At 60.6% G+C, this 18,300-nt stretch carries 14 protein-coding genes; 3 read left to right on the forward strand and 11 right to left on the reverse strand.

Translation table 11 applies throughout. From position 1 onward, the window contains the following. The first annotated feature begins 26 nt into the window (after window positions 1–26). A complete protein-coding gene (locus Q5H89_RS18980) occupies window positions 27–434 on the forward strand; it encodes a hypothetical protein (RefSeq protein WP_305020931.1) in 408 nt (135 codons plus the stop codon). 118 nt (window positions 435–552) lie between these two features. Here Q5H89_RS18980 and Q5H89_RS18985 read toward each other — a convergent pair whose 3' ends face one another. From Q5H89_RS18985 to Q5H89_RS19020, 8 genes are all read right to left on the reverse strand, one after another. Further along, on the reverse strand, window positions 553–2,823 hold the full coding sequence (locus tag Q5H89_RS18985) for an NADP-dependent malic enzyme (RefSeq protein ID WP_305020932.1): 2,271 nt from the start codon (window positions 2,821–2,823) through the stop codon (window positions 553–555). A gap of 181 nt (window positions 2,824–3,004) precedes the next feature. Further along, on the reverse strand, window positions 3,005–5,254 hold the full coding sequence (locus tag Q5H89_RS18990) for a LysM peptidoglycan-binding domain-containing protein (protein ID WP_305020933.1): 2,250 nt from the start codon (window positions 5,252–5,254) through the stop codon (window positions 3,005–3,007). Window positions 5,255–5,370: 116 nt separating this feature from the next. Continuing rightward, window positions 5,371–6,807, reverse strand: a complete 1,437-nt coding sequence (gene gatA / locus Q5H89_RS18995; protein ID WP_305020934.1) for an Asp-tRNA(Asn)/Glu-tRNA(Gln) amidotransferase subunit GatA — start codon at window positions 6,805–6,807, stop codon at window positions 5,371–5,373. Window positions 6,808–6,810: 3 nt separating this feature from the next. Beyond that, window positions 6,811–7,272 carry a Sec-independent protein translocase subunit TatA/TatB gene (tatA, locus tag Q5H89_RS23320; protein ID WP_369810678.1) on the reverse strand — a complete coding sequence of 154 codons (462 nt, stop codon included), beginning with the start codon at window positions 7,270–7,272 and terminating at the stop codon, window positions 6,811–6,813. Window positions 7,273–7,315: 43 nt separating this feature from the next. After that, window positions 7,316–7,708 carry a Sec-independent protein translocase subunit TatA/TatB gene (locus Q5H89_RS23325; protein ID WP_369810679.1) on the reverse strand — a complete coding sequence of 131 codons (393 nt, stop codon included), beginning with the start codon at window positions 7,706–7,708 and terminating at the stop codon, window positions 7,316–7,318. 396 nt (window positions 7,709–8,104) lie between these two features. After that, a complete protein-coding gene (locus tag Q5H89_RS19010) occupies window positions 8,105–9,619 on the reverse strand; it encodes an oligosaccharide flippase family protein (protein WP_305020935.1) in 1,515 nt (504 codons plus the stop codon). 73 nt (window positions 9,620–9,692) lie between these two features. After that, window positions 9,693–10,481, reverse strand: a complete 789-nt coding sequence (locus Q5H89_RS19015; RefSeq protein ID WP_305020936.1) for an enoyl-CoA hydratase/isomerase family protein — start codon at window positions 10,479–10,481, stop codon at window positions 9,693–9,695. Window positions 10,482–10,607: 126 nt separating this feature from the next. Next, entirely contained in the window at window positions 10,608–11,342 is a 735-nt protein-coding gene (locus Q5H89_RS19020) for a hypothetical protein (RefSeq protein ID WP_305020937.1), read from the reverse strand. 144 nt (window positions 11,343–11,486) lie between these two features. Between Q5H89_RS19020 and mscL the strand changes: the two genes are divergently transcribed. Beyond that, window positions 11,487–11,918, forward strand: a complete 432-nt coding sequence (mscL, locus tag Q5H89_RS19025) for a large conductance mechanosensitive channel protein MscL (RefSeq protein WP_305020938.1) — start codon at window positions 11,487–11,489, stop codon at window positions 11,916–11,918. A gap of 86 nt (window positions 11,919–12,004) precedes the next feature. Further along, complete coding sequence (locus Q5H89_RS19030) at window positions 12,005–12,433, forward strand: hypothetical protein (protein WP_305020939.1); 429 nt, start codon at window positions 12,005–12,007, stop codon at window positions 12,431–12,433. 233 nt (window positions 12,434–12,666) lie between these two features. On the opposite strand, the gene infB is transcribed toward Q5H89_RS19030, so the two are convergent. From infB to Q5H89_RS19045, 3 genes are all read right to left on the reverse strand, one after another. Then, window positions 12,667–15,819 (reverse strand): translation initiation factor IF-2, encoded by a 3,153-nt coding sequence (infB, locus tag Q5H89_RS19035; protein ID WP_305020940.1) that lies wholly within the window; start codon window positions 15,817–15,819, stop codon window positions 12,667–12,669. Window positions 15,820–15,943: 124 nt separating this feature from the next. Beyond that, window positions 15,944–17,293: a transcription termination factor NusA gene (gene nusA / locus Q5H89_RS19040; protein WP_369810682.1), complete on the reverse strand. Its 1,350-nt coding sequence runs from the start codon at window positions 17,291–17,293 to the stop codon at window positions 15,944–15,946. A 176-nt stretch (window positions 17,294–17,469) separates the two neighbouring features. Continuing rightward, window positions 17,470–17,943 (reverse strand): ribosome maturation factor RimP, encoded by a 474-nt coding sequence (locus Q5H89_RS19045; protein WP_305020942.1) that lies wholly within the window; start codon window positions 17,941–17,943, stop codon window positions 17,470–17,472. Between the last annotated feature and the right edge of the window lie 357 nt (window positions 17,944–18,300).

Here is an 18,300-nt window from a genome sequence, read left to right on the forward strand (position 1 = left end):
TCCTCTCACTAAACACCTAATTGACTATGAATACTTTGAATTTCTGCTTTGTACTCGGTAGTTCTCTCGCCTTGTTGCTCCCTAATGCACAAAGCATTATAGTTGACTCAAGCCAAGTCTATGTTGAGTTAGCTTCGTATCAGGTACACTTCTTCAAAAGGCATACTGCAGCAAATCATCCAATTATAGTGGGTACTATCTACGATAGCCCATCTAAGAAAGCGCTTCCTAACCCCGCAATGGCTGTGCTGAATAATACCCAAGTGCATACAGACAGTGCAGGGCATTATGAAAAGGAAGTAAATCCTGGGGTATATACTGTAACTGGGAGAAATATATTTTATAAAAATTTATCTGTTAATAAATTAATTATATCTTCAGGAGATTCAGTAGTAGTTGATTTTTACTTGCAGGGAGAATCAACAACGAATTAGTTGTTGAATTTTTATTATATTTAATTATTTTTTGAACACATTTTTTATCAACAAAAAGACCCAGCATAGCTGGGTCTTTTTGTTGATAAAAAATGTAGTAGATAATCTTGAGCCCCAGCTACAGCGCCTTGCCGTCGCGCTGGGCATCGACCACCGCAATGGCAGTCATGTTCACGATGTCGCGCACACTGGCCCCTAGCTGCAAGATGTGCACGGGCTTACGCATGCCCATCAGCACCGGCCCGATTACCTCCGAGCCGCCGATTTCCTGGAGCACCTTGTAGGCAATGTTGCCCGACTCTACATTAGGAAAAATCAAGGTGTTGGCGCCTTTGGCGGCCAGGGGCGAGAAGCCGTAGTTTTCTTGCAGCAGCTGCGGGTTCAGGGCCACGTTGGCCTGCATTTCGCCGTCGATGAGCAGGTCGGGGTAGCGTTGCTTGGCCAGGTCGGTGGCGCGGCGGGTTTTCTCGGGCAGCGGCCCGGCGTTTGAGCCGAAGTTGGAGTAGCTGATAACGGCCACCCGCGGCTCGGCGTCGAAGAAGCGCACGGCCCTGGCCGAGAGGCCGATAATCTCCACCATTTCCTCGGCCGTGGGGTCGATGTTCACGGTAGTGTCGGCGAAGAAATACGGTCCTTTCTTGTTCTGAATAATGTACATCGACGACACCCGCTTGATGCCCTCGGCCGGCCCGATTACCTGCAAGGAGGGAATCAGGCTTTTGCCATAGTCTTTGGTGAGGCCCGTAATGCAGGCATCGGCGGCGCCGGTTTCCACCATCATGGCGGCGTAGTAGTTGCGCTCGCGCATCAGGCGGCGGCCTTCGTAGAGCGTGATGCCCCGGCGCTGGCGCTTCTGGTAGAGCAGCTCGGCGTAGTGGCCGCGGGTTTCTTCTTCCTGCAGAATATCAATAATTTCGCAGCCTTCCAGGTCGAGGTTATTTTCCTGGGCAATGGCCGCAATCTTCTCGTGCGACCCTAGCAGAATGGGGAAGGCAATGCCCTCGTCGCGCACGAGCTGCGCGGCCTTGAGAATCTTGTAGTTATCGGCCTCGGCAAATACCACGCGCTGGGGGTTGGAGCGTGCGGCCGAGGTGATGCGGTTCATCAGCTTGCGGTCGAGGCCGAGGCGGGCGCGTAGCTCATCTTCATACGCCTGCCAGTCTTCGATGGGGCGGCGGGCCACGCCGCTTTCCATCGCTGCCCTCGCCACGGCCGGCGAGATACTCGTAATCAGGCGCGGGTCGAGCGGCTTCGGAATGAGGTAGGTGCGGCCAAAAGCCAGCGTGTTGTCGCCGTAGGCGTTGTTCACGATGTCGGGCACGGGCTCCTTGCTCAGCTCGGCCAGCGCGTGCACGGCGGCCAGCTTCATGGCCTCGTTTATCTCGGTGGCCCGCACATCCAAAGCGCCCCGGAAAATGTAGGGGAAGCCCAATACGTTGTTCACCTGGTTGGGGTGGTCCGTGCGGCCGGTGGCCATAATGAGGTCGGGCCGGGTACCCATCGCCAGGTCGTAAGCGATTTCGGGGTCGGGGTTGGCCAGGGCAAACACGATGGGGTCCTGGGCCATGTGCAGCAGCAGCTCGGCGGGCAGCACATTGGCGGCCGAAAGCCCCAGAAACACGTCGGCCCCCACCAGCGCTTCGGCTAGGGTCGAGATGGGCCGCTGGGTGGCAAACTGCATCTGCATATCGGCCAGGTTGGTGCGGACGGGGTTGATAATACCGTCTTTATCAAAGACAACCACGTTTTCCTTGCGCACGCCCAGCGCCAGGTACAGCCGCAGGCACGACACGGCCGCCGCGCCCGCGCCGCTCACCACCAGCTGAATGTCCTCAATCTTCTTGCCCACGAGTTCGAGCGCGTTCAGCAGCGCGGCCGAGGTAATAATGGCCGTGCCGTGCTGGTCGTCGTGCATCAGCGGGATGTTCATCAGCTCGCGCAGCTCCGTTTCGATGCGGAAGCACTCGGGCGCCTTGATGTCCTCCAGGTTGATGCCGCCGAAGGTGGGCTCCAGCGCTTTTACAATGCGAATAAACTCGTCGGGGTCGCTGGCATCAATCTCAATATCAAAGCAATCGATACCCGCAAACTTCTTGAACAGTACGCCCTTGCCTTCCATCACGGGCTTGCTGGCGGCGGGGCCAATGTTGCCCAGGCCCAGCACCGCCGTGCCGTTGCTGATAACGGCCACCAGGTTGCCCTTGGCCGTGTACTTGTACACGTCGTCGGGGTTTTTGGCGATTTCCTTGCACGGCTCAGCCACGCCCGGCGAGTAAGCCAGCGCCAAGTCGAGCTGGGTACTGACGGGCTTGGTGGGCACCACCTCAATCTTGCCCTGGGGGCTTTGTTCGTGGTAAGCTAGGGCGTCTTCTCGGTTAATTTTGAGCATGGGAATTGGCAAAGGGTTCTCGGGCGCGAGGCCGCAAGTTCCGGCTAAAATGCCGGATTGCCGGCACCGCCCCTGCCATTGCTTAAGCCCCCATCGAAGTAGTAATCTGCCGGTAAGCGAGTTAGCCCATGCAGTACCGTTTTTTTGTTTGGCAGGCGTAAGCCCGACGGCCACTAAGCCCCTAGCTGGCCTGCACCACCAGTTTCTGGCCCAGCTTCACGTCGTCCGTCGTCAGGTGGTTAAGGCGCCGCAGCTCCTGCACGCTCACCTTAAAGCGCCGCGAAATGTTGTACAGCGTGTCGCCGGCCTGCACGGTGTGGGTGCTGAAATGCGGCTCGGGCCGCTCAGATGTCACAGCCCGTACCGGGCGCGTAGCGGCTACGGCATCGGCCGCTGCCGGCGCGCTAAAACGCAGCCGCTGGCCCGCCAGCACGGTTTCGCCGGGCAGCTGGTTCCAGGCGCGCACCTGCGCCACCGATACGCCCCGCGCCCGCGCCAGGTGGGTGAGGTCGTCGCCCGGCCGCACGGTGTATAATTCACTTTTAGCCAGCGGCGCGGCCGGCGCGGGCTTAGCCGCTACTAGCACTTCGGGGGCGGCAGTTTCGTGGGCGGCGGTGGCTAGCCCCTTGCTACGGCTGCGGCGGGTAGGAGCGGGGGGCGCCAGGGTATCGGCGCTGGCCGCGGCTTCGTCTGCCTCGGGGGTAGTGTCGGGCCGGGCCGCTGCTTCGGCCGCCAGCCGCTGGGCTTTCTCCTGGGCAGCAGCGGCCTTGGCTAGGGCTGCCGCCCGGAAAATGGCTTGCTGCTGCTGCGCTACGAGGCGGGCCGCCTGCTGCTTTTGGGCGCGTAACAGTTCTTTAGCTTGCGCGGCCTCGCGCTGCGCAATGCTCTGCGCTTCGCGGGCATACCGGGCGTTGGCCGCTGCCAGGGCCTGCACTGCGCTATCGGCGGGTGCTACGTGGCGGGGCACGGCCGGCAACGGGGTACTGGCAATAATGGCCGGCGCCTCGGCCGGCGGCAGGGGCACAAATACCACTAATTCGCGGCCCGGCCGCAGGGTGGCGTGCTTGGGCAGGTCATTCCAGCGGCGCACCTGGGCGGGGCTGACCTCAAATTTCTCGGCCACGGTGGCTACCGTCTGGCCCCGGCGCACGGTGTAGTGCACACGGCGCGAGCGGGGCGCGGCCTCCGCGCTGGCCGAGCGCGGGCCACTGGTAGCGGCCAGGGCATCATGCCCCAGCCAGGGCGTGGTGCCGGCCAGCCACACTTGCCGGCTGGGCAGCGGCTGCGGCAGCTCGGTGGCCGGCTGGCAGTAGGCCAGCAGCGTGGCGCGGTCTACGTCGCCCAGGTGCTCGCGGGCGGCGCTGGGGTAGCGCAGCACGTAGGGGCGGTAGCCGGCGGGGAGCCCGCCGTGGCGCACCTCGGGGTTGTAGCGCCCCAGCGTTAGCGAATCGGTGTAGCCCAGGGCGCGGCTCAGGCGGCGCAGGTCCAGGGCCTGGCCGCGCAGGCCTAGCGTATCGAGGGGCTCGTAGCGCTCGTAGCGCAGGGCCGGGTCGTTGAGGCTATGCTGAGGCGCGTACTTCATGGCGTACATGATGGCCGTGAAGGTGGGCACGTAGTTGCGGGTTTCGGCCGGCAGGTGCGGGTACAGCTCCCAGAAATTGCGCTTGCCGGTTTTGCGCATCACGCGCTGCATGTTGCCTGCGCCCCAGTTGTAGGCCGCCAGCACCAGTTCCCAGTCGTGAAACACGCCGTAGAGGTAGCGCAAATGCTTGCAGGCCGCCTCGGTGGCTTTTTCGGGGTGCATGCGCTCATCCACCCATTCGTCGCGCTTCAGGCGCAGGTCGCCGGCCGTAGGGGGCATAAACTGCCAGAGGCCCACCGCGCCCACCGGCGACTTAGCCGTCGGTATCAGCGCCGATTCTACCACGGCCAGGTATTTCAGCTCCTGCGGTAAATTGTACTGCGCCAGGTATTTCTCAAACGTCGGAAAATAAAACTGCTCCCGCTCCAGCACGCGCTGGGTGTAGCCGCGCTGCCGCTCGGTAAAGAGCCGCACGTAGGCTAGCACGGCCGTGTTAAATTGGTGCGGGGCAGCCGTTTCAATGCAGCCCATGCGGTCGTTCACCGTTTCGTAGAGCGTGGCGGGCGTTTGCAGCCACACCAGCCTGGCCGAGTCCACGGCCGGCTCTTCCAGCGGCTCGGCGGCCAGCGAGTCGAGTGTAGCGGCGGGCAACTCCACTACCTGCCGAATGGTATCGCCCGGAATAAGCGTCGATTGGGGCGGCTGGGCCGTTTCGTGCCGCCGGTGCGGCACCCGCTGCGCCACGGCCGGCACACTGCCCAGTGTGAGGGCTAGCAGCAACAACCGCCGCGCCAGGGGCGGCTTGCGCAGGCTAAGGGCGGGCGCGGGCAGTTGCTGTAAAGCTTTCATAGGGCTAAGGTAAATGACAATTACTGAACAACCTAACTAAAACGAGAGGCGCAACAGTACGGCTGACTGGCCGGTACTGTTGCGCCTCTGCGTTCTTGCTAAAGCGGCTGGCTAATTTAGTTGGCGGCTTCTACGGTGGTTAAAGTGCCGGCAAAAGCCAGTAAATCAGCCTCCCGGAAGGCACCACTCAGTATCTGCAAGCCAATCGGCAGCCCTTCGTTATCGGCCCCGGCCGGAATCGAAATGGCTGGCACACCAGCCAGCGAAGCCTGCACCGTAAAAATGTCGGCTAGGTACATCGAAACCGGGTCTTGCTTCTCTCCAATCTTAAACGCCGTGGTGGGCGTAGTGGGCAGCACCAAGAAATCGTACTGGCGCAGCAGCTCATCGGTTTTCTCTTTGATGAGCCGGCGCACGCGCTGGGCCTTGGTGTAGTACGCGTCGTAGTAGCTGGCGCTCAACACAAAGGTGCCCAGCATGATACGGCGCTGCACCTCGGGCCCGAAGCCCTGGGCCCGGGTCTTTTTATAGAGCGATTCCAGGTCCGTGACATCGGGCGCGCGGAAGCCGTACTTTACGCCATCGAAGCGCGACAGGTTGGAGCTAGCCTCGGCCGTGGTGAGGATGTAGTAAGTCGGAATCATCTCCTCCAGCAGCGGAAACTCTACTGCTTCTACCACGTGGCCGTGGCTGCGCAGCGTGTCGAGCGTGTGCTCCAAGGCGTTGTGCACTTCGGGCTGCAAGCCTGGCCGGTCGATGGCATTGGCGATGTAGCCGATGCGGTACTGCGCGGCGGGGACTAGCAGCTCGCTGTAGGCGGGCACGGGCTCCTGGCTGGCGGTGCTGTCGTAGCCATCGGGCCCGGCCATCACTTCCAGCAGGCGGGCGGCGTCTTCGATAGAGTGCGTAATTGGCCCAATCTGGTCAAACGACGAAGCAAAGGCCACCAACCCGTAGCGCGAAATGCGCGAGTAAGTCGGCTTCAGCCCAATAACGCCGCAGAACGCCGCCGGCTGCCGCACCGAGCCGCCCGTATCGGAGCCGATGGAGGCCAGGCACATATCGGCCTGCACCGCCACGGCCGAGCCGCCGCTGCTGCCGCCCGGCACCCGGCTAGGGTCCTGGGCATTGCGCACCACGCCAAAGGCCGAGTTCTCGTTCGAGCCGCCCATGGCAAACTCGTCGCAGTTCTGGCGGCCGATAAAAATGGCGTCCTCAGCCAGCAGGCGCTGCACGGCCGTGCCCGTAAAGAGCGATTTAAAGCCGTCGAGAATGCGCGAGCTGCTTTGCAGCGAGTGGCCCTGGTAGGCGAGCACGTCTTTGAGGCCGATAACCATACCAGCAAGCTTGCCGGCGGCGCCCTGGGCTAGCTTTTCATCGACGGCGGCGGCCTGCTGGCGGGCCTCATCGGCCCATACTTCCAGAAACACGTTTAGCTCCGCGTTGCGTTGGGCGATGTTATCGAGGTAATACTCAACGAGCTGGCGGCAGGACGTAGTGCCCGCCGCCAGCTCGCGCTGAATTTCCGAAAGGGAAGAAAACAGAGGTTTCAAATCTTATACTTCGGTTGATGGCTGGTCGAGGCGGGGCCGCGTACCGGGCACGCCATCGGCCGTGGGCGGAATGGGGATGCTCTGGTGGTAGGTCGGCTGGGCCGCCGCAGGCAAATCTACGGCACCCGGCGCAGTATAGTCGGCCACGGGCGCTACATAATCGCCCGAGAGGGGGGTAGCCGGGGCTTGCGACGGGTAGCCCGGTTGCTGCGGGTAACCCTGGTTGGGCTGGTTAGGGTTGTAAGGCTGGTTAGCATTATACCCCTGGTTGGGGTTGGGCTGGCCGGCACGCTCAAACTCATTGCGAATTTCGCTGCTAGCGTCCTTAAACTCCCGAATGCCTTTGCCCAGGCCGCGGGCCAGCTCCGGAATCTTATTGGCGCCAAAGAAAATGAGGATGACGACCATAATCAGAATCAGCTCGGAGCCGCCGATGTCGCCTAAGAAAAGCAGGGGAGAATTCATGCGTATTGAAAAATAAAAGCGGGAGATAAGCCAGGTTAATTACCTAGCTAGCGGGGGTATTGTTGGGGTTGTAAGGCGCCTGGGGCACCTGGCCGTACTGCTGGGGGTTGCCGTTGGGGTTGTAGGCCGTGGGCGGCTGCGGCTGCTGGGGGTAGCCATTTTGGGCATATTGCTGCGGCTGTTGCTGGCTGTAGCCAGGTTGCTGCGGGTAGCCGCCTTGGTTGCCTTGGTTGTAGCCGGGCTGCTGGTTGTAGTTGGGGTTATGGGGCTGCTGCGGCTCGGGGTTGCTGGCATCCTTAAACTCGCGCACACCCTGGCCCACACCCCGAAACAGTTCCGGAATCCGCTTTGCTCCGAAGAACAGCACCAAAACGAAAATAATAAAAATGACCGTTTTCGGATTGCCTAAAAACAGAAACAGCGCGGTTAGTAGCATGGAAGGGAGGGCAGAATTGCCGCGGAAAGTGATGAAAACGAAGATACGAAAAAAAGGAGGCTTTGGACGGGCAAAGTTACCGGCTAGTTGCCTAACAGAGCTGCCCAAAAAAATCTCCGAACGTGGTAACAACTCAGTGTGAAGGGCACATAACCTAATTATTTCGTCAGGATTAAGTGCAAATCAGCGAGATTTCTCATCCGTTAAGCCGTTCTAGGGGCAGATTCATCGAAAACTATTAGCACTTCCCCCATAATTGATGCACCTTTGTATCGGTTAGCAGCCTTAACCGAGGCCATGCTGTTTAGGCAGCGGGCCGAGGTAGAGGAAGTTGGCTAAGTTTGTTTTCATAGCTCAGAAAGGCATCGAATTTTATTCGATGCTTTTTTTTGCCCTTTACGCGCGCAGGCGGCCCCGCCCTTCCAGCGCATACACCAGGCCCGCAAAAAGCACCGGCAAGCCCGCCCCGAGCGCGTAGCCGGCCGGCGCCGGCAGTGCCCGCACGCCCGCCTGGCCCAGCACCACCAGCGCTACTGCCCCTAGCAGCCACCCCAGCAGGCGCCCTACCGGGTAGGGCACCGGGAAGTGGCGCTCGCCCAGCCACCAGCACAGCGCGGCCATCATAAAGTAGCAGGCCAGCGTGGCCCAGGCACTGCCCAGGTACCCTAGCACCGGAATCAGCAGAAAGTTGAGCACAATGGTGAGCACTGCGCCCGCCGCCCCAATGTAGGTGCCAAAATAAGTCTTGTCGGTGAGCTTAAACCAGACCGACAGGTTGTAGTACACGCCCAGAAACAGGTTGGCCAGCAGCAGGATGGGCACCACCCCCAGCCCGGCCAGGTACTCGGGCCTTTTCAGGAATTGCGGGCCTATCCAGCTTAAATTCAAGCTGATAGCCACGAAAATAAAGGCGCAGCACAGCGTAAACCACTTGAGCACCAGCGCAAACGTGGCCGGCGAGTTTTTCTCGGTGCTTTGCGAAAAGAAAAACGGCTCGGCCGCGTAGCGAAACGCTTGGATAATGAGCGACATGAAGATGCTGAGCTTGTAGCAGGCCCCGTACACGCCCACGGCGGCCAGCTGGCTTTGGCCGGGGTAAAAATTGGCCGGTAGCCAGGCCGGCAGCAAAATGCGGTCGAGCGTTTCGTTCACCATACCCGCCAGGCCCATCAGCATCAGGGGGAGGGCATAGGCTAGCAGGGGCTGCAAAAAAGCGGGCTGCGGCCACCGAAAGCGAAAATCCAGCAGCTCGCGGCCCAGTAGCAACAGCGTAAGGGCCGAGGCCGCCAGGTTGGCCAGAAAAACGTAGCCCACGCCCAGGCTGGGGTTGTACACGGCGCTCACCAAGGGCCGCAGCAGGGCTAGCAGGCTGCTCGGGGCGCTGCGCTCCACGGCCGGGCACAGCACAATGAAAAACAAATTGAGGCCCACATACAACAAGATGTTGGTGAGGCGGATAGCCGCAAATTTACGAGCCTTGTTTTCGAGCCGCAGCCGGGCAAAGGGCAGCGCCGCAATGGCATCGAGGCCCAGTATCAGCGCTATCCAGATAGCGTATTCGTCGTGGCCGGGCGGCAGGTGCAGCAGCCCTAGCAGCGGCCGGGCCAGCAGCATCAGCAGCCCCGTGAGTGCCACGCTACTCAGCAGCAGCAGGCTCAGGGTGCGGTTGTAAAGCTCGCGCCGGTCTTCACCGGGCCGGTTGGCAAAGCGAAAAAACGTCGTTTCGAGCCCGTAGGTAAACACCACGTTCAAAAACGACACGTAGGCATACAGGCCCGTAACAATGCCGTACTCGGCCGCCGCAAAGTGCCCCGTGTATATCGGCACCAGCAGGTAGCTCAGTACCCGCCCCACAATGCTGCTGACGCCGTAGATGGCCGTTTGGGAGGCCAGCTTTTGTGCAATCCCCATCTTAACAAATAAGGGCGCCGGCCGGCCACGCTGCCCACGAGCAGCGCGGCCGGCCGGCGGCGCTTAAAAAAAATTATTTTCCGGTGAAAACCGCCGGGCGCTTTTCCAGGAAAGCAGCGGTACCCTCTTTAAAATCGGCCGTGCCAAACGCCTGGCCAAATGCCGTGGCTTCGGCCGAGTAGCCAGCCTCGCCACCTTCGTCAAAAAATGTATTAACGCAGTCGATAGTGAGGCCAATCGCCACAGGCGCCTTACTCAAAATCTTGTTCAGCAAAGCTTTACAAAAAGGCAATAGCTCGGCTTGGGGCACTACGTGGTTGGCCAGGCCTAGCCGCACGGCTTCGTCGGCTTTCACCTGGTCGGCCGTAAGCAGCAGTTCCAACGCCTTGCCTTTGCCCACTAGCTGTACCAGCCGCTGCGTGCCGCCGTAGCCGGGCAGCAGCCCCAGGTTTACTTCGGGCTGGCCAAAGCGGGCATTATCGGCCGCTACGCGAATGTGGCAGGCCATTGCCAACTCGCAGCCACCGCCCAGGGCAAAGCCATTGACGGCCGCCACCACCGGCTTGGGGCTGGTTTCGAAGCGCCGAAACACGGCCTGGCCTTTGGCCGCTGCCTCCTGCGCGCCGGGACCGCTCAGGCCGGCCAGCTCCGCAATATCGGCCCCGGCCACAAACGCCTTTTCGCCGCTGCCCGTGAGCAGGATGCCCCGCACGCCGGCATCGGCCCGGGCCTGGTCGATGGCCTGGCCCAGTTCCGCAATAGTAGCCGCGTTCAGCGCATTGAGCTTGGTGGGGCGGTTGAGGGTAATGGTCAGAATGCCCGAAGCAGCATCCAGGTCATAGAGCAGGTTATCGAACGTCATGGCGGGCTAGCGAAAAAACGGGGTGGGTAACAGTCCCCAAAGGTAAGGCCGCCGGCCAAGCGGGTGGTGCCCAGCGCCTGGCCGCCGGCCTGGGCCTAGCCCGTAGCGCCCGGCGCTGGCCAGCGGCTACAGCGTGTCGTAGTAGGCTAGTAGCTTGGCCACGTCGGCCTCCTGCTTAAAGCTGAGGCGGTTTTGCCTGGCATACGCCACGAGGGCCGGGGCCAGCCCCATGCCCACCGCTTCCAGCACCGATTTCTCGGCCAGGCGAATGGGAACCACTGCATTATCGGCGCGTTTGATAAAAAACTGCGACTGCCCGCGCCAACTGGGCGGGGCGGCGGCCGTAAGCGAGGGGCTGGCGGTGCCCATGTGGGTTAGCGCTTTGGTGCGCTGGCACAGCAGCGCCGATTTGCCGGCATCGTACAGCACCTCAAAAAATGCCGTGCGCAAAGCCGGGTTCTCTATGCGAGCGGCCAGGTAGCGGCGAAAAGTAGCCCGGCTGCCGCGCAAAGAGTCGCCGAGCGTAAATTCCGTCACCCCGGCGGTGTTGATTTCCAGCGAGTCGCCCGCTGGGCGGCGCCACAGTAGCTGGCCACTGGCCAGGTTGTATTTCAACCACACGGCGCTCACCGGGCCAGTGCTGGTTACTACCCGGCCGCGCGTCCAGTAGGGCAGCAGCAGCGGCGTGCCCCGCACCTCGGCCTCGGCCGGGGGCCTGACACCTTTTTTCTCTGCCAGCCGCTGGCTGATGTATTCCAGGTTGGTGGGCGCAGTAATTCCCCGGCCTATTTGCTGCGCCCGCACCGCCGGGCCAGCGCTGGCTGCCACTAGTAGCCCCGTAAGAACAGCGGATAGTTTCATGGAACAAAGCTGAACGAGAGAATGACCATGCACGAAGAAACAAGAAAATCAATAAATTGCGCCGTGCGCAGTTCAGCCTTTGCCCAAGTGCCGAAGTAGCGTGCGCTTTCAGCTGTTCCTTTCTTTCACTTCACCTTCTGCGCCATGAGCTTTGTTTCTGAATTTAAAGAGTTTATCTCTAAAGGCAACGTACTCGACCTGGCGGTGGGCGTCATCATTGGCGGGGCCTTTGGCAAAATTGTCACCTCGCTGACCGATGATGTTATCATGCCTATCCTCAGCGTGTTTACCAGTGGCATCGATTTCAAGGAAAAGTTTTTTGCGCTGAACGGGCAGCATTACGAAACCCTGAAAGCAGCGCAGGATGCCAAGGCCGCCGTGGTAAGCTATGGCAACTTCCTCAATGCCATAATTTATTTTCTCATTATTGCTTTCGTCATTTTTTGGGTAGTGAAGCTGGCCAATCGCTTTAAAAAGCCTGCCGAAGTTGAAATAAAGGAGCCCGCCGCGCCCGTCATCACCCGCGACCAGGAGCTGCTCGCCGAAATTCTGACAACGCTGCGTAGCCGCGCCTAAGCACTGGCCCGGCCGGAACTTCTGGCCAGAGCCAGGCATTTAATTACTACTTCGTAGATGCGCCCTGCGCGTTCAGCTCTCGCCTCGTGAAAAAAATATTCGCCTCTATCTTCTTCTCCGCCAGCATTTTACTGCTGAGCGCGCCGGTTGCCCAGGCCCAAGCCACGGCCCCCGATTTTCCATCGTCGGCTAGCCCCGCCCGCCCCGCCCCAGGCCCCCCGGATAATGCCCGCGCCCGCCGCCAGCAGCAAATGAGCCCCGAAGATGCCGCCCGCGACCAGCAGCTGCAGCTGCTGGAAGCCCGCACCGGCAACACCAGCTTCGGCGCCGAAAAAGGCGGCCCCTACCGGCAGCTCGATAAAACGGGTGGTTCCTTCACCGTGCGCAAGTTTAAAGCCCTGCCCGGCCAGGACCAGAAGCGCGGCGAGTCGCGCCGCGTGCTTATGGGTGCCCGCACCACCGGCAAGCCGCTCGTGCACGACCGTGGGCGCAAAAAGAAATTTCTCTTCTTCTAAATCACGGATTACGCGGATTTTAGCGGATTTCACGGATTTTGTAGACGGCTCTCAGCGCAAGCTGGGAGCCGTTTTTTTCTTGTTTACGGCGCTGCCACGCACTGCCGATGCACGTTGAGAACTGTTTTCGCTACCATGGCTAGCCCGGCAAACGCAAAAAGGCCACCCAGTTGGGTGGCCTTTCCTACATCTACAAAATCCGTGAAATCCGCTAAAATCCGCGTAATCCGTGATTAAAGCTTGCGCTTGATTTCCTGTTCTTCGAAGCCTTCGATGTTGTCGCCCTCTTGCAGGTCGTTGAAGTTCTTCACCGAAATACCGCACTCGTAGCCCTGGCGCACTTCCGACACATCGTCTTTGAAGCGTTTGAGGTCCTGAATGTCGCCGGTGTACTGCACAATACCATTGCGCACTACTCGCACCTTGGTTTTGCGGGTGAAGGTACCGTCCGTCACCATGCAGCCACCGATGGTGCCCACTTTGGTAATATTGAATACCTGGCGAACTTCGGCGTTGGCCACCACCACTTCGTGCAGGGTAGGGGCTAGCATACCCTCCATTGCATCCTTCACCTCGTTGATGGCGTTGTAGATGATGGAGTACAAGCGTACGTCAATCTGCTCTTGCTCAGCCAGTTTGCGAGCGCTCTGCGAGGGGCGCACCTGGAAGCCAATGATGATGGCATCGGAAGCCGAGGCCAGCAGTACATCGCTTTCTGAGATGGCACCCACGCCTTTGCTCAGGATATTCACCTTCACCTCGGGCGTGCTGAGCTTCAGCAGCGAGTCGGAAAGGGCTTCTACCGAGCCGTCCACGTCACCTTTTACCAAGATGTTCAGCTCCTTAAACGAGCCGATAGCCAGGCGGCGGCCAATTTCATCAAGCGTGATGTGCTTCTTGGTACGGATGCTCTGCTCGCGGGCCAGCTGCTGGCGCTGGGTGGCCAGCTCGCGGGCTTCGCGCTCCGTCTCCATTACCTGAATGCGGTCGCCGGCCTGCGGCGCGCCCGTCAGGCCTAATACCTGCACCGGAGTAGCCGGGCCCGCTAGCTTCTTCTTCTTGCCGCGGTAGTCGGTCATGGCCTTTACGCGGCCGTAGTGCGGGCCAGCCAGCACGATGTCGCCCACGTTCAGTGTGCCGGTTTGCACCAGCACGGTAGTTACGTAGCCGCGGCCTTTGTCCAGCTCGGCTTCGATTACCGTGCCTACCGCGTTGCGATTCGGGTTGGCGTGCAAGTCAAGCAACTCAGCTTCGAGCAGTACTTTTTCCAGCAGGTCTTCTACGCCGAGGCCCGACTTAGCCGACACTTCTTGGCTCTGGTATTTGCCACCCCACTCTTCCACGAGAATATTCATCTGCGAAAGCTCTTCGCGGATTTTCTCGGGGTTAGCCGTGGGCTTATCCACCTTATTGAGGGCGATGATAATCGGCACCCCGGCGGCCTGCGCGTGGTTGATAGCCTCCTTGGTCTGGGGCATCACCGAGTCGTCGGCCGCGATTACGATAATGGCAATGTCCGTTACCTTGGCACCGCGGGCACGCATGGCCGTAAAGGCTTCGTGGCCAGGCGTATCGAGGAACGTAATGGGGTTGCCCGATTTGGTCTTAACCTCATACGCCCCGATGTGCTGGGTAATGCCGCCGGCTTCCCCTTTGGCTACGCTAGCCTCGCGGATGTAGTCAAGGAGCGACGTTTTACCGTGGTCGACGTGGCCCATGATGGTCACGATGGGCGCGCGGGGCACGAGGTCCTCGGGCGCATCACTCATGTCGATGGGCTCCTCGTCTTCCTCAGCCGAGAGGAATTCTACGTCATAGCCAAACTCGTCGGCAATCACCGTGATGGCTTCGGCATCGAGGCGCTGGTTGATGGAGACGAACATCCCCATGCCCAGGCACACTTTGATAACCTCATTCACGTTCACGTCCATCAGCGACGCCAAGTCGTTGGCCGAAATGAACTCGGTGAGCTTCAGCGTTTTGGCATCCAGCTCGTTCTGGGCACGCAGGGCCTCGCGCTCTTCGGCCGCCATCCCGCGCTTATCGCGGCGGTATTTGGCGCGGTTGGCAGCAGCGTTGGTTTTACCGCCGCTGAGCTTGGCCAGCGTAGCCTTGATTTGCTCCTGAATCTGCTTGTCGTTCTGCTCGGGCGTGAGCGGTACCTGCGGCGTAGCCGGGCGGTTATTGCCCTGGCCGGGGCGGTTGCCCTGACCCGGACGATTACCCTGGCCGGGGCCGCTAGGCCGGTTGCCTTGGCCGGGGCCGCCACCTGCGGGGCGGTTGCCCTGGTAGCCACCACCCTGGCCGGTGCCCGTAGTAGTACCGGCGCCGCCGCCCGGCTGGCCGGGAGCGGGCAAGCGCTGGCGCTTCTTCTGGTTGGCAGCACCCACGCCGCTTTTGCGCACGTCGGACGAAGCCACGGGGCGCGGTCCGCGGCCACCCGGGCCACGGCGGCTCGAATCAACCGGCAGCTGAATCTTGCCTAGTACCGTCAGGCCTTTCAGCTGGTCAGCCTTGGCCGTAATTGTGCCCTCTTCCGCAGCCGGAGCGGCGGGGGCTTCGGGAGTAGCTGATGCAGCTGGCGCGGCCGCAACCGGGCTAGCAGGTGCTGCCGCGGCCGGAGCAGCAGGCGCCGACGCGGCCGGAGCAGTAGTTGCCGCCGGGGCTGGCGCTGCTGCGGGAGCCGCCGCCACCGGGGCCGCCGTGTAAGTAGGCGTAGGCCGGGCCGGAGCTGCCGGGGCAGCCGCTACTGGTGCCGGTGCCGGAGTGGTAACAACTGGTGCGGCCGGGGCCGGTGCGGGAGCTGCCGCCGCCACTACGGGCGCCGGTTTTGCTTCAGCAGCGGGCGTGGGGGCCGGGGCAGCGGGTGCCGCCGGGCGGGCCGGAATAACGCGGCCTTTGCTGTCTAACTCAATCTTGCCCAGTACTTTAAGGCCCGGGGTTTTAGGGGCTTCAGTTGCCGCGGGCGCAGGTTGCGCTACTGGTACAGGCGCAACCGCCGCCTGGGTTACTGGGGTGGGCGCAGCCACCGGAGTAGGAGCCACAGCTACGGGTGCAGGCACTGGTGCAGGAGCCACCACTGTAGCAACAGGAACCGCTGCCGGGGCCGGCTTGGGAGCCGGGGCCGGTTTGGCCACGGCGGCTTGCGCCTGCGCATTCAGCTCGCTTTGGCGGCGGGCCTGCGTGTGGCGCTGGGCCTCCTGCTTGTCCTGGGCCGAAGCCGCAAATTCTTTTTCCAACAGGCTAACCTGCTCGCCGGTAAGCTTGGTGGTGGGCTTGTTTTCTACCGCAATTCCCTTCCGGGAAAGGGCCTCGACGGCCCGGTCGATGCCAATGTTCAGGTCTTTGGCTGCCTGTAAAAGCCGTTTCGGGGTTGCTTCCGCCATTCTAATAAGTCGCGAACGAATACGTTCAGGGTGCAAAGGTAAAGATTAAATCTGGCCAGCAGGCTATAAGTCAAGCCTACTGGCCTGATTTAATAACTTACCCGCTGGCGGTTAGCCCCGGCCCTCATTGGGCGGCCGGAGCGCTGTCGGTATCGGCGGCCGGCGCCGGGGTCGGCTCGGCATCGTCGGAAGTGGGGCTAGCCGCGGCGGCCGGCGCGGGGCTGGCTTCCTCAGGCAGGTTGTCGTCATCCGCAAATTCCTGGCGGATAACGCGGTATACGTCGTCTACCGTTTCTTCTTCCAACTCCGTGCGGCGCACGATGTCTTCTTTCTTCACCGCCAATACGGCGCGGCCGGTGTCGAGGCCGATTTTCTTCAGCTCGGCAATCACCCAGCCTTCAATTTCGTCGGTAAACTCGTCGAGCGCGATGTCTTCTTCGTAGTCGGTGGCTTCGCGGAAAACGTCGATTTCCATGCCCACCAAGCGGCTAGCCAGCTTGATATTGGCACCGCCCCGGCCGATAGCCAGGCTCACCTGGTCGGGCTTCATGAACACGGAAACCCGGCCCGTTTGTTCACTGATTTTCATCGAGCCCACCTTGGCCGGCGACAAGGCGCGCGAAATGAACAGCTCCAGGTTGTCGGTGTAGTTGATGATGTCGATGTTCTCGTTCATCAGCTCGCGCACTACGGGGTGAATGCGGCTGCCTTTCATACCTACACAGGCGCCTACCGGGTCGATGCGCTCGTCGTAGCTTTCGACGGCTACCTTGGCGCGTTCGCCGGGCTCGCGCACCACGTTCTTGATGCTGATGAGGCCGTCGAAAATCTCGGGTACTTCCTGCTCAAACAAGCGCTCCAGGAATGCAGGGGCAGCGCGGCTCAGAATCACTTTCGGCGAACCGTTTACCACATCTACGCGGTGCACCACGGCGCGCACGGTGTCGCCCTTGCGGTAGCGGTCCTTCGGGATTTGCTCGCTCTTGGGCAGCACCAGCTCGTTTTCGTCCTTGTCCAGGATAAGCGCCTCGCGGCTCCATACCTGGTACACCTCGCCGGTGATGATTTCGCCCACGAGGTCCTTGTATTTCTGGTATAGGTTGTCGCGCTCCATGTCCTTCACGCGCTGAATCAGCGTTTGGCGGGCTAGCAGCACGGCGCGGCGGCCGAAGTCGTCAATTTTAATCGGCTCAGCCACCGATTCGCCAATCTCGAAATCGGGCTCAATCTTCTGGGCTTCGGCCAGCGGAATCTTGTCGAGGTCCCAGATATCTTCCGAATCGTCGTCCACGATTTCGCGGTTGCGCCAAATTTCCAGGTCACCGTTGTCGGGGTTCACAATCACGTCGAAGTTCGAGTCGTCCTCAAACTTCTTGCGAATCATCGTCCGGAACACGTCGTCCAGAATCGACATCATCGTGGGCCGGTCGATGTTGCGGCTCTTCGCAAACTCCTGAAAGTTTTCGATGAGCATCCGCGCGTTGAGGTCGGCCTGGGCGGCGGCAACCTCCTGGGGGCTAGGAGTGACTTTTTTAGCCATGAGAGATAAGTGAAAGCGTCTAAAAACCCAAACAAAAGCGGCAACTGAAGCGGCTAGGCTACCTGGTGGGGCTAGCTGCGAAATCCGTTCACTTCGTTTGAATCGGCAGTCTATTTAAAAGATATAACAACGGTGGCCTCCTTTATGTCCCCGAAAGGAATAAAGACGGCGGGCAGCGTGGTCTTCTTGGTTTTTACTTTGATAACTTCTTCCAGCTCAACACCTTCTTCGGTAACGGCCGTGAGCGGGCCGGTTTTTTCGGTGCCATCCTGCAGCTTCAGCGCCAGGCTGCGGCCGATGTGGCGCGGGTACTGGCGCGGGTCGGTGAGGGGCTGGTCGGCGCCCGGCGAGGTTACTTCGAGCGAGTAGGCGGCGTCTTCACCGTAGGCTTCTTCCATGCCCCGGTTGAGGCGGCGCGTTACCTGGGCGCACTCCTGAATACCGAGTCCGTTGGGGCCGTCGAGGGTAACGGTAATTTTGGGCATCACCGAATCCGAGACGGTGAGGCCCACTACATATAACCCGCTGTCGCCGAGAGCGTCGGCGAGCAGCTGCTGAATACGTTGGCGGTCGAATTGAGCCATGACAGGCGGGGGCTAGGACAAAAAAAGAGGGGACTGCGCGTCCCCTCTTTTCAGATTGAATACCATTTTCTGGTGCAAAGATACGAACTTTTTGGTGATGTTACTCGCCCGGTTTTTTAGTTATTGCCGCAAACCCGTAGATGGCCAGGTATCCGACGAGGCACCCAATAGCCGCCGCTTTATGTCGTTTTAGCGATAGACACAGGTTAACTCCCGTAACGCCGCTCGTGCAAGCATCTTTCGAGCTTGGGTAGCCGGTTTCGTACTGATACTCACCATTGTGTTAATTACTGCGCAGCCCTCCAGCATACTGGCTAGGAGTAAAAAAACGGCTAGGTAGGCAATAAGGCGGTTCTT

Origin of the sequence: Hymenobacter cheonanensis, assembly GCF_030581075.1 — a bacterium.
In the GTDB taxonomy this organism is placed as follows: domain Bacteria; phylum Bacteroidota; class Bacteroidia; order Cytophagales; family Hymenobacteraceae; genus Hymenobacter.

Excerpts from the sequence above, each read along its gene's own strand:
- Q5H89_RS18980 (WP_305020931.1), top strand. The coding sequence starts at position 27 with ATGAATACTTTGAATTTCTGCTTTGTACTCGGTAGTTCTCTCGCCTTG.
- Q5H89_RS18985 (WP_305020932.1), bottom strand. The coding sequence starts at position 2,823 with ATGCTCAAAATTAACCGAGAAGACGCCCTAGCTTACCACGAACAAAGC.
- Q5H89_RS18990 (WP_305020933.1), bottom strand. The coding sequence starts at position 5,254 with ATGAAAGCTTTACAGCAACTGCCCGCGCCCGCCCTTAGCCTGCGCAAG.
- tatA (WP_369810678.1), bottom strand. The coding sequence starts at position 7,272 with ATGAATTCTCCCCTGCTTTTCTTAGGCGACATCGGCGGCTCCGAGCTG.
- Q5H89_RS23325 (WP_369810679.1), bottom strand. The coding sequence starts at position 7,708 with ATGCTACTAACCGCGCTGTTTCTGTTTTTAGGCAATCCGAAAACGGTC.
- Q5H89_RS19010 (WP_305020935.1), bottom strand. The coding sequence starts at position 9,619 with ATGGGGATTGCACAAAAGCTGGCCTCCCAAACGGCCATCTACGGCGTC.
- Q5H89_RS19015 (WP_305020936.1), bottom strand. The coding sequence starts at position 10,481 with ATGACGTTCGATAACCTGCTCTATGACCTGGATGCTGCTTCGGGCATT.
- Q5H89_RS19020 (WP_305020937.1), bottom strand. The coding sequence starts at position 11,342 with ATGAAACTATCCGCTGTTCTTACGGGGCTACTAGTGGCAGCCAGCGCT.
- mscL (WP_305020938.1), top strand. The coding sequence starts at position 11,487 with ATGAGCTTTGTTTCTGAATTTAAAGAGTTTATCTCTAAAGGCAACGTA.
- infB (WP_305020940.1), bottom strand. The coding sequence starts at position 15,819 with ATGGCGGAAGCAACCCCGAAACGGCTTTTACAGGCAGCCAAAGACCTG.
- nusA (WP_369810682.1), bottom strand. The coding sequence starts at position 17,293 with ATGCTCATCGAAAACTTTCAGGAGTTTGCGAAGAGCCGCAACATCGAC.
- Q5H89_RS19045 (WP_305020942.1), bottom strand. The coding sequence starts at position 17,943 with ATGGCTCAATTCGACCGCCAACGTATTCAGCAGCTGCTCGCCGACGCT.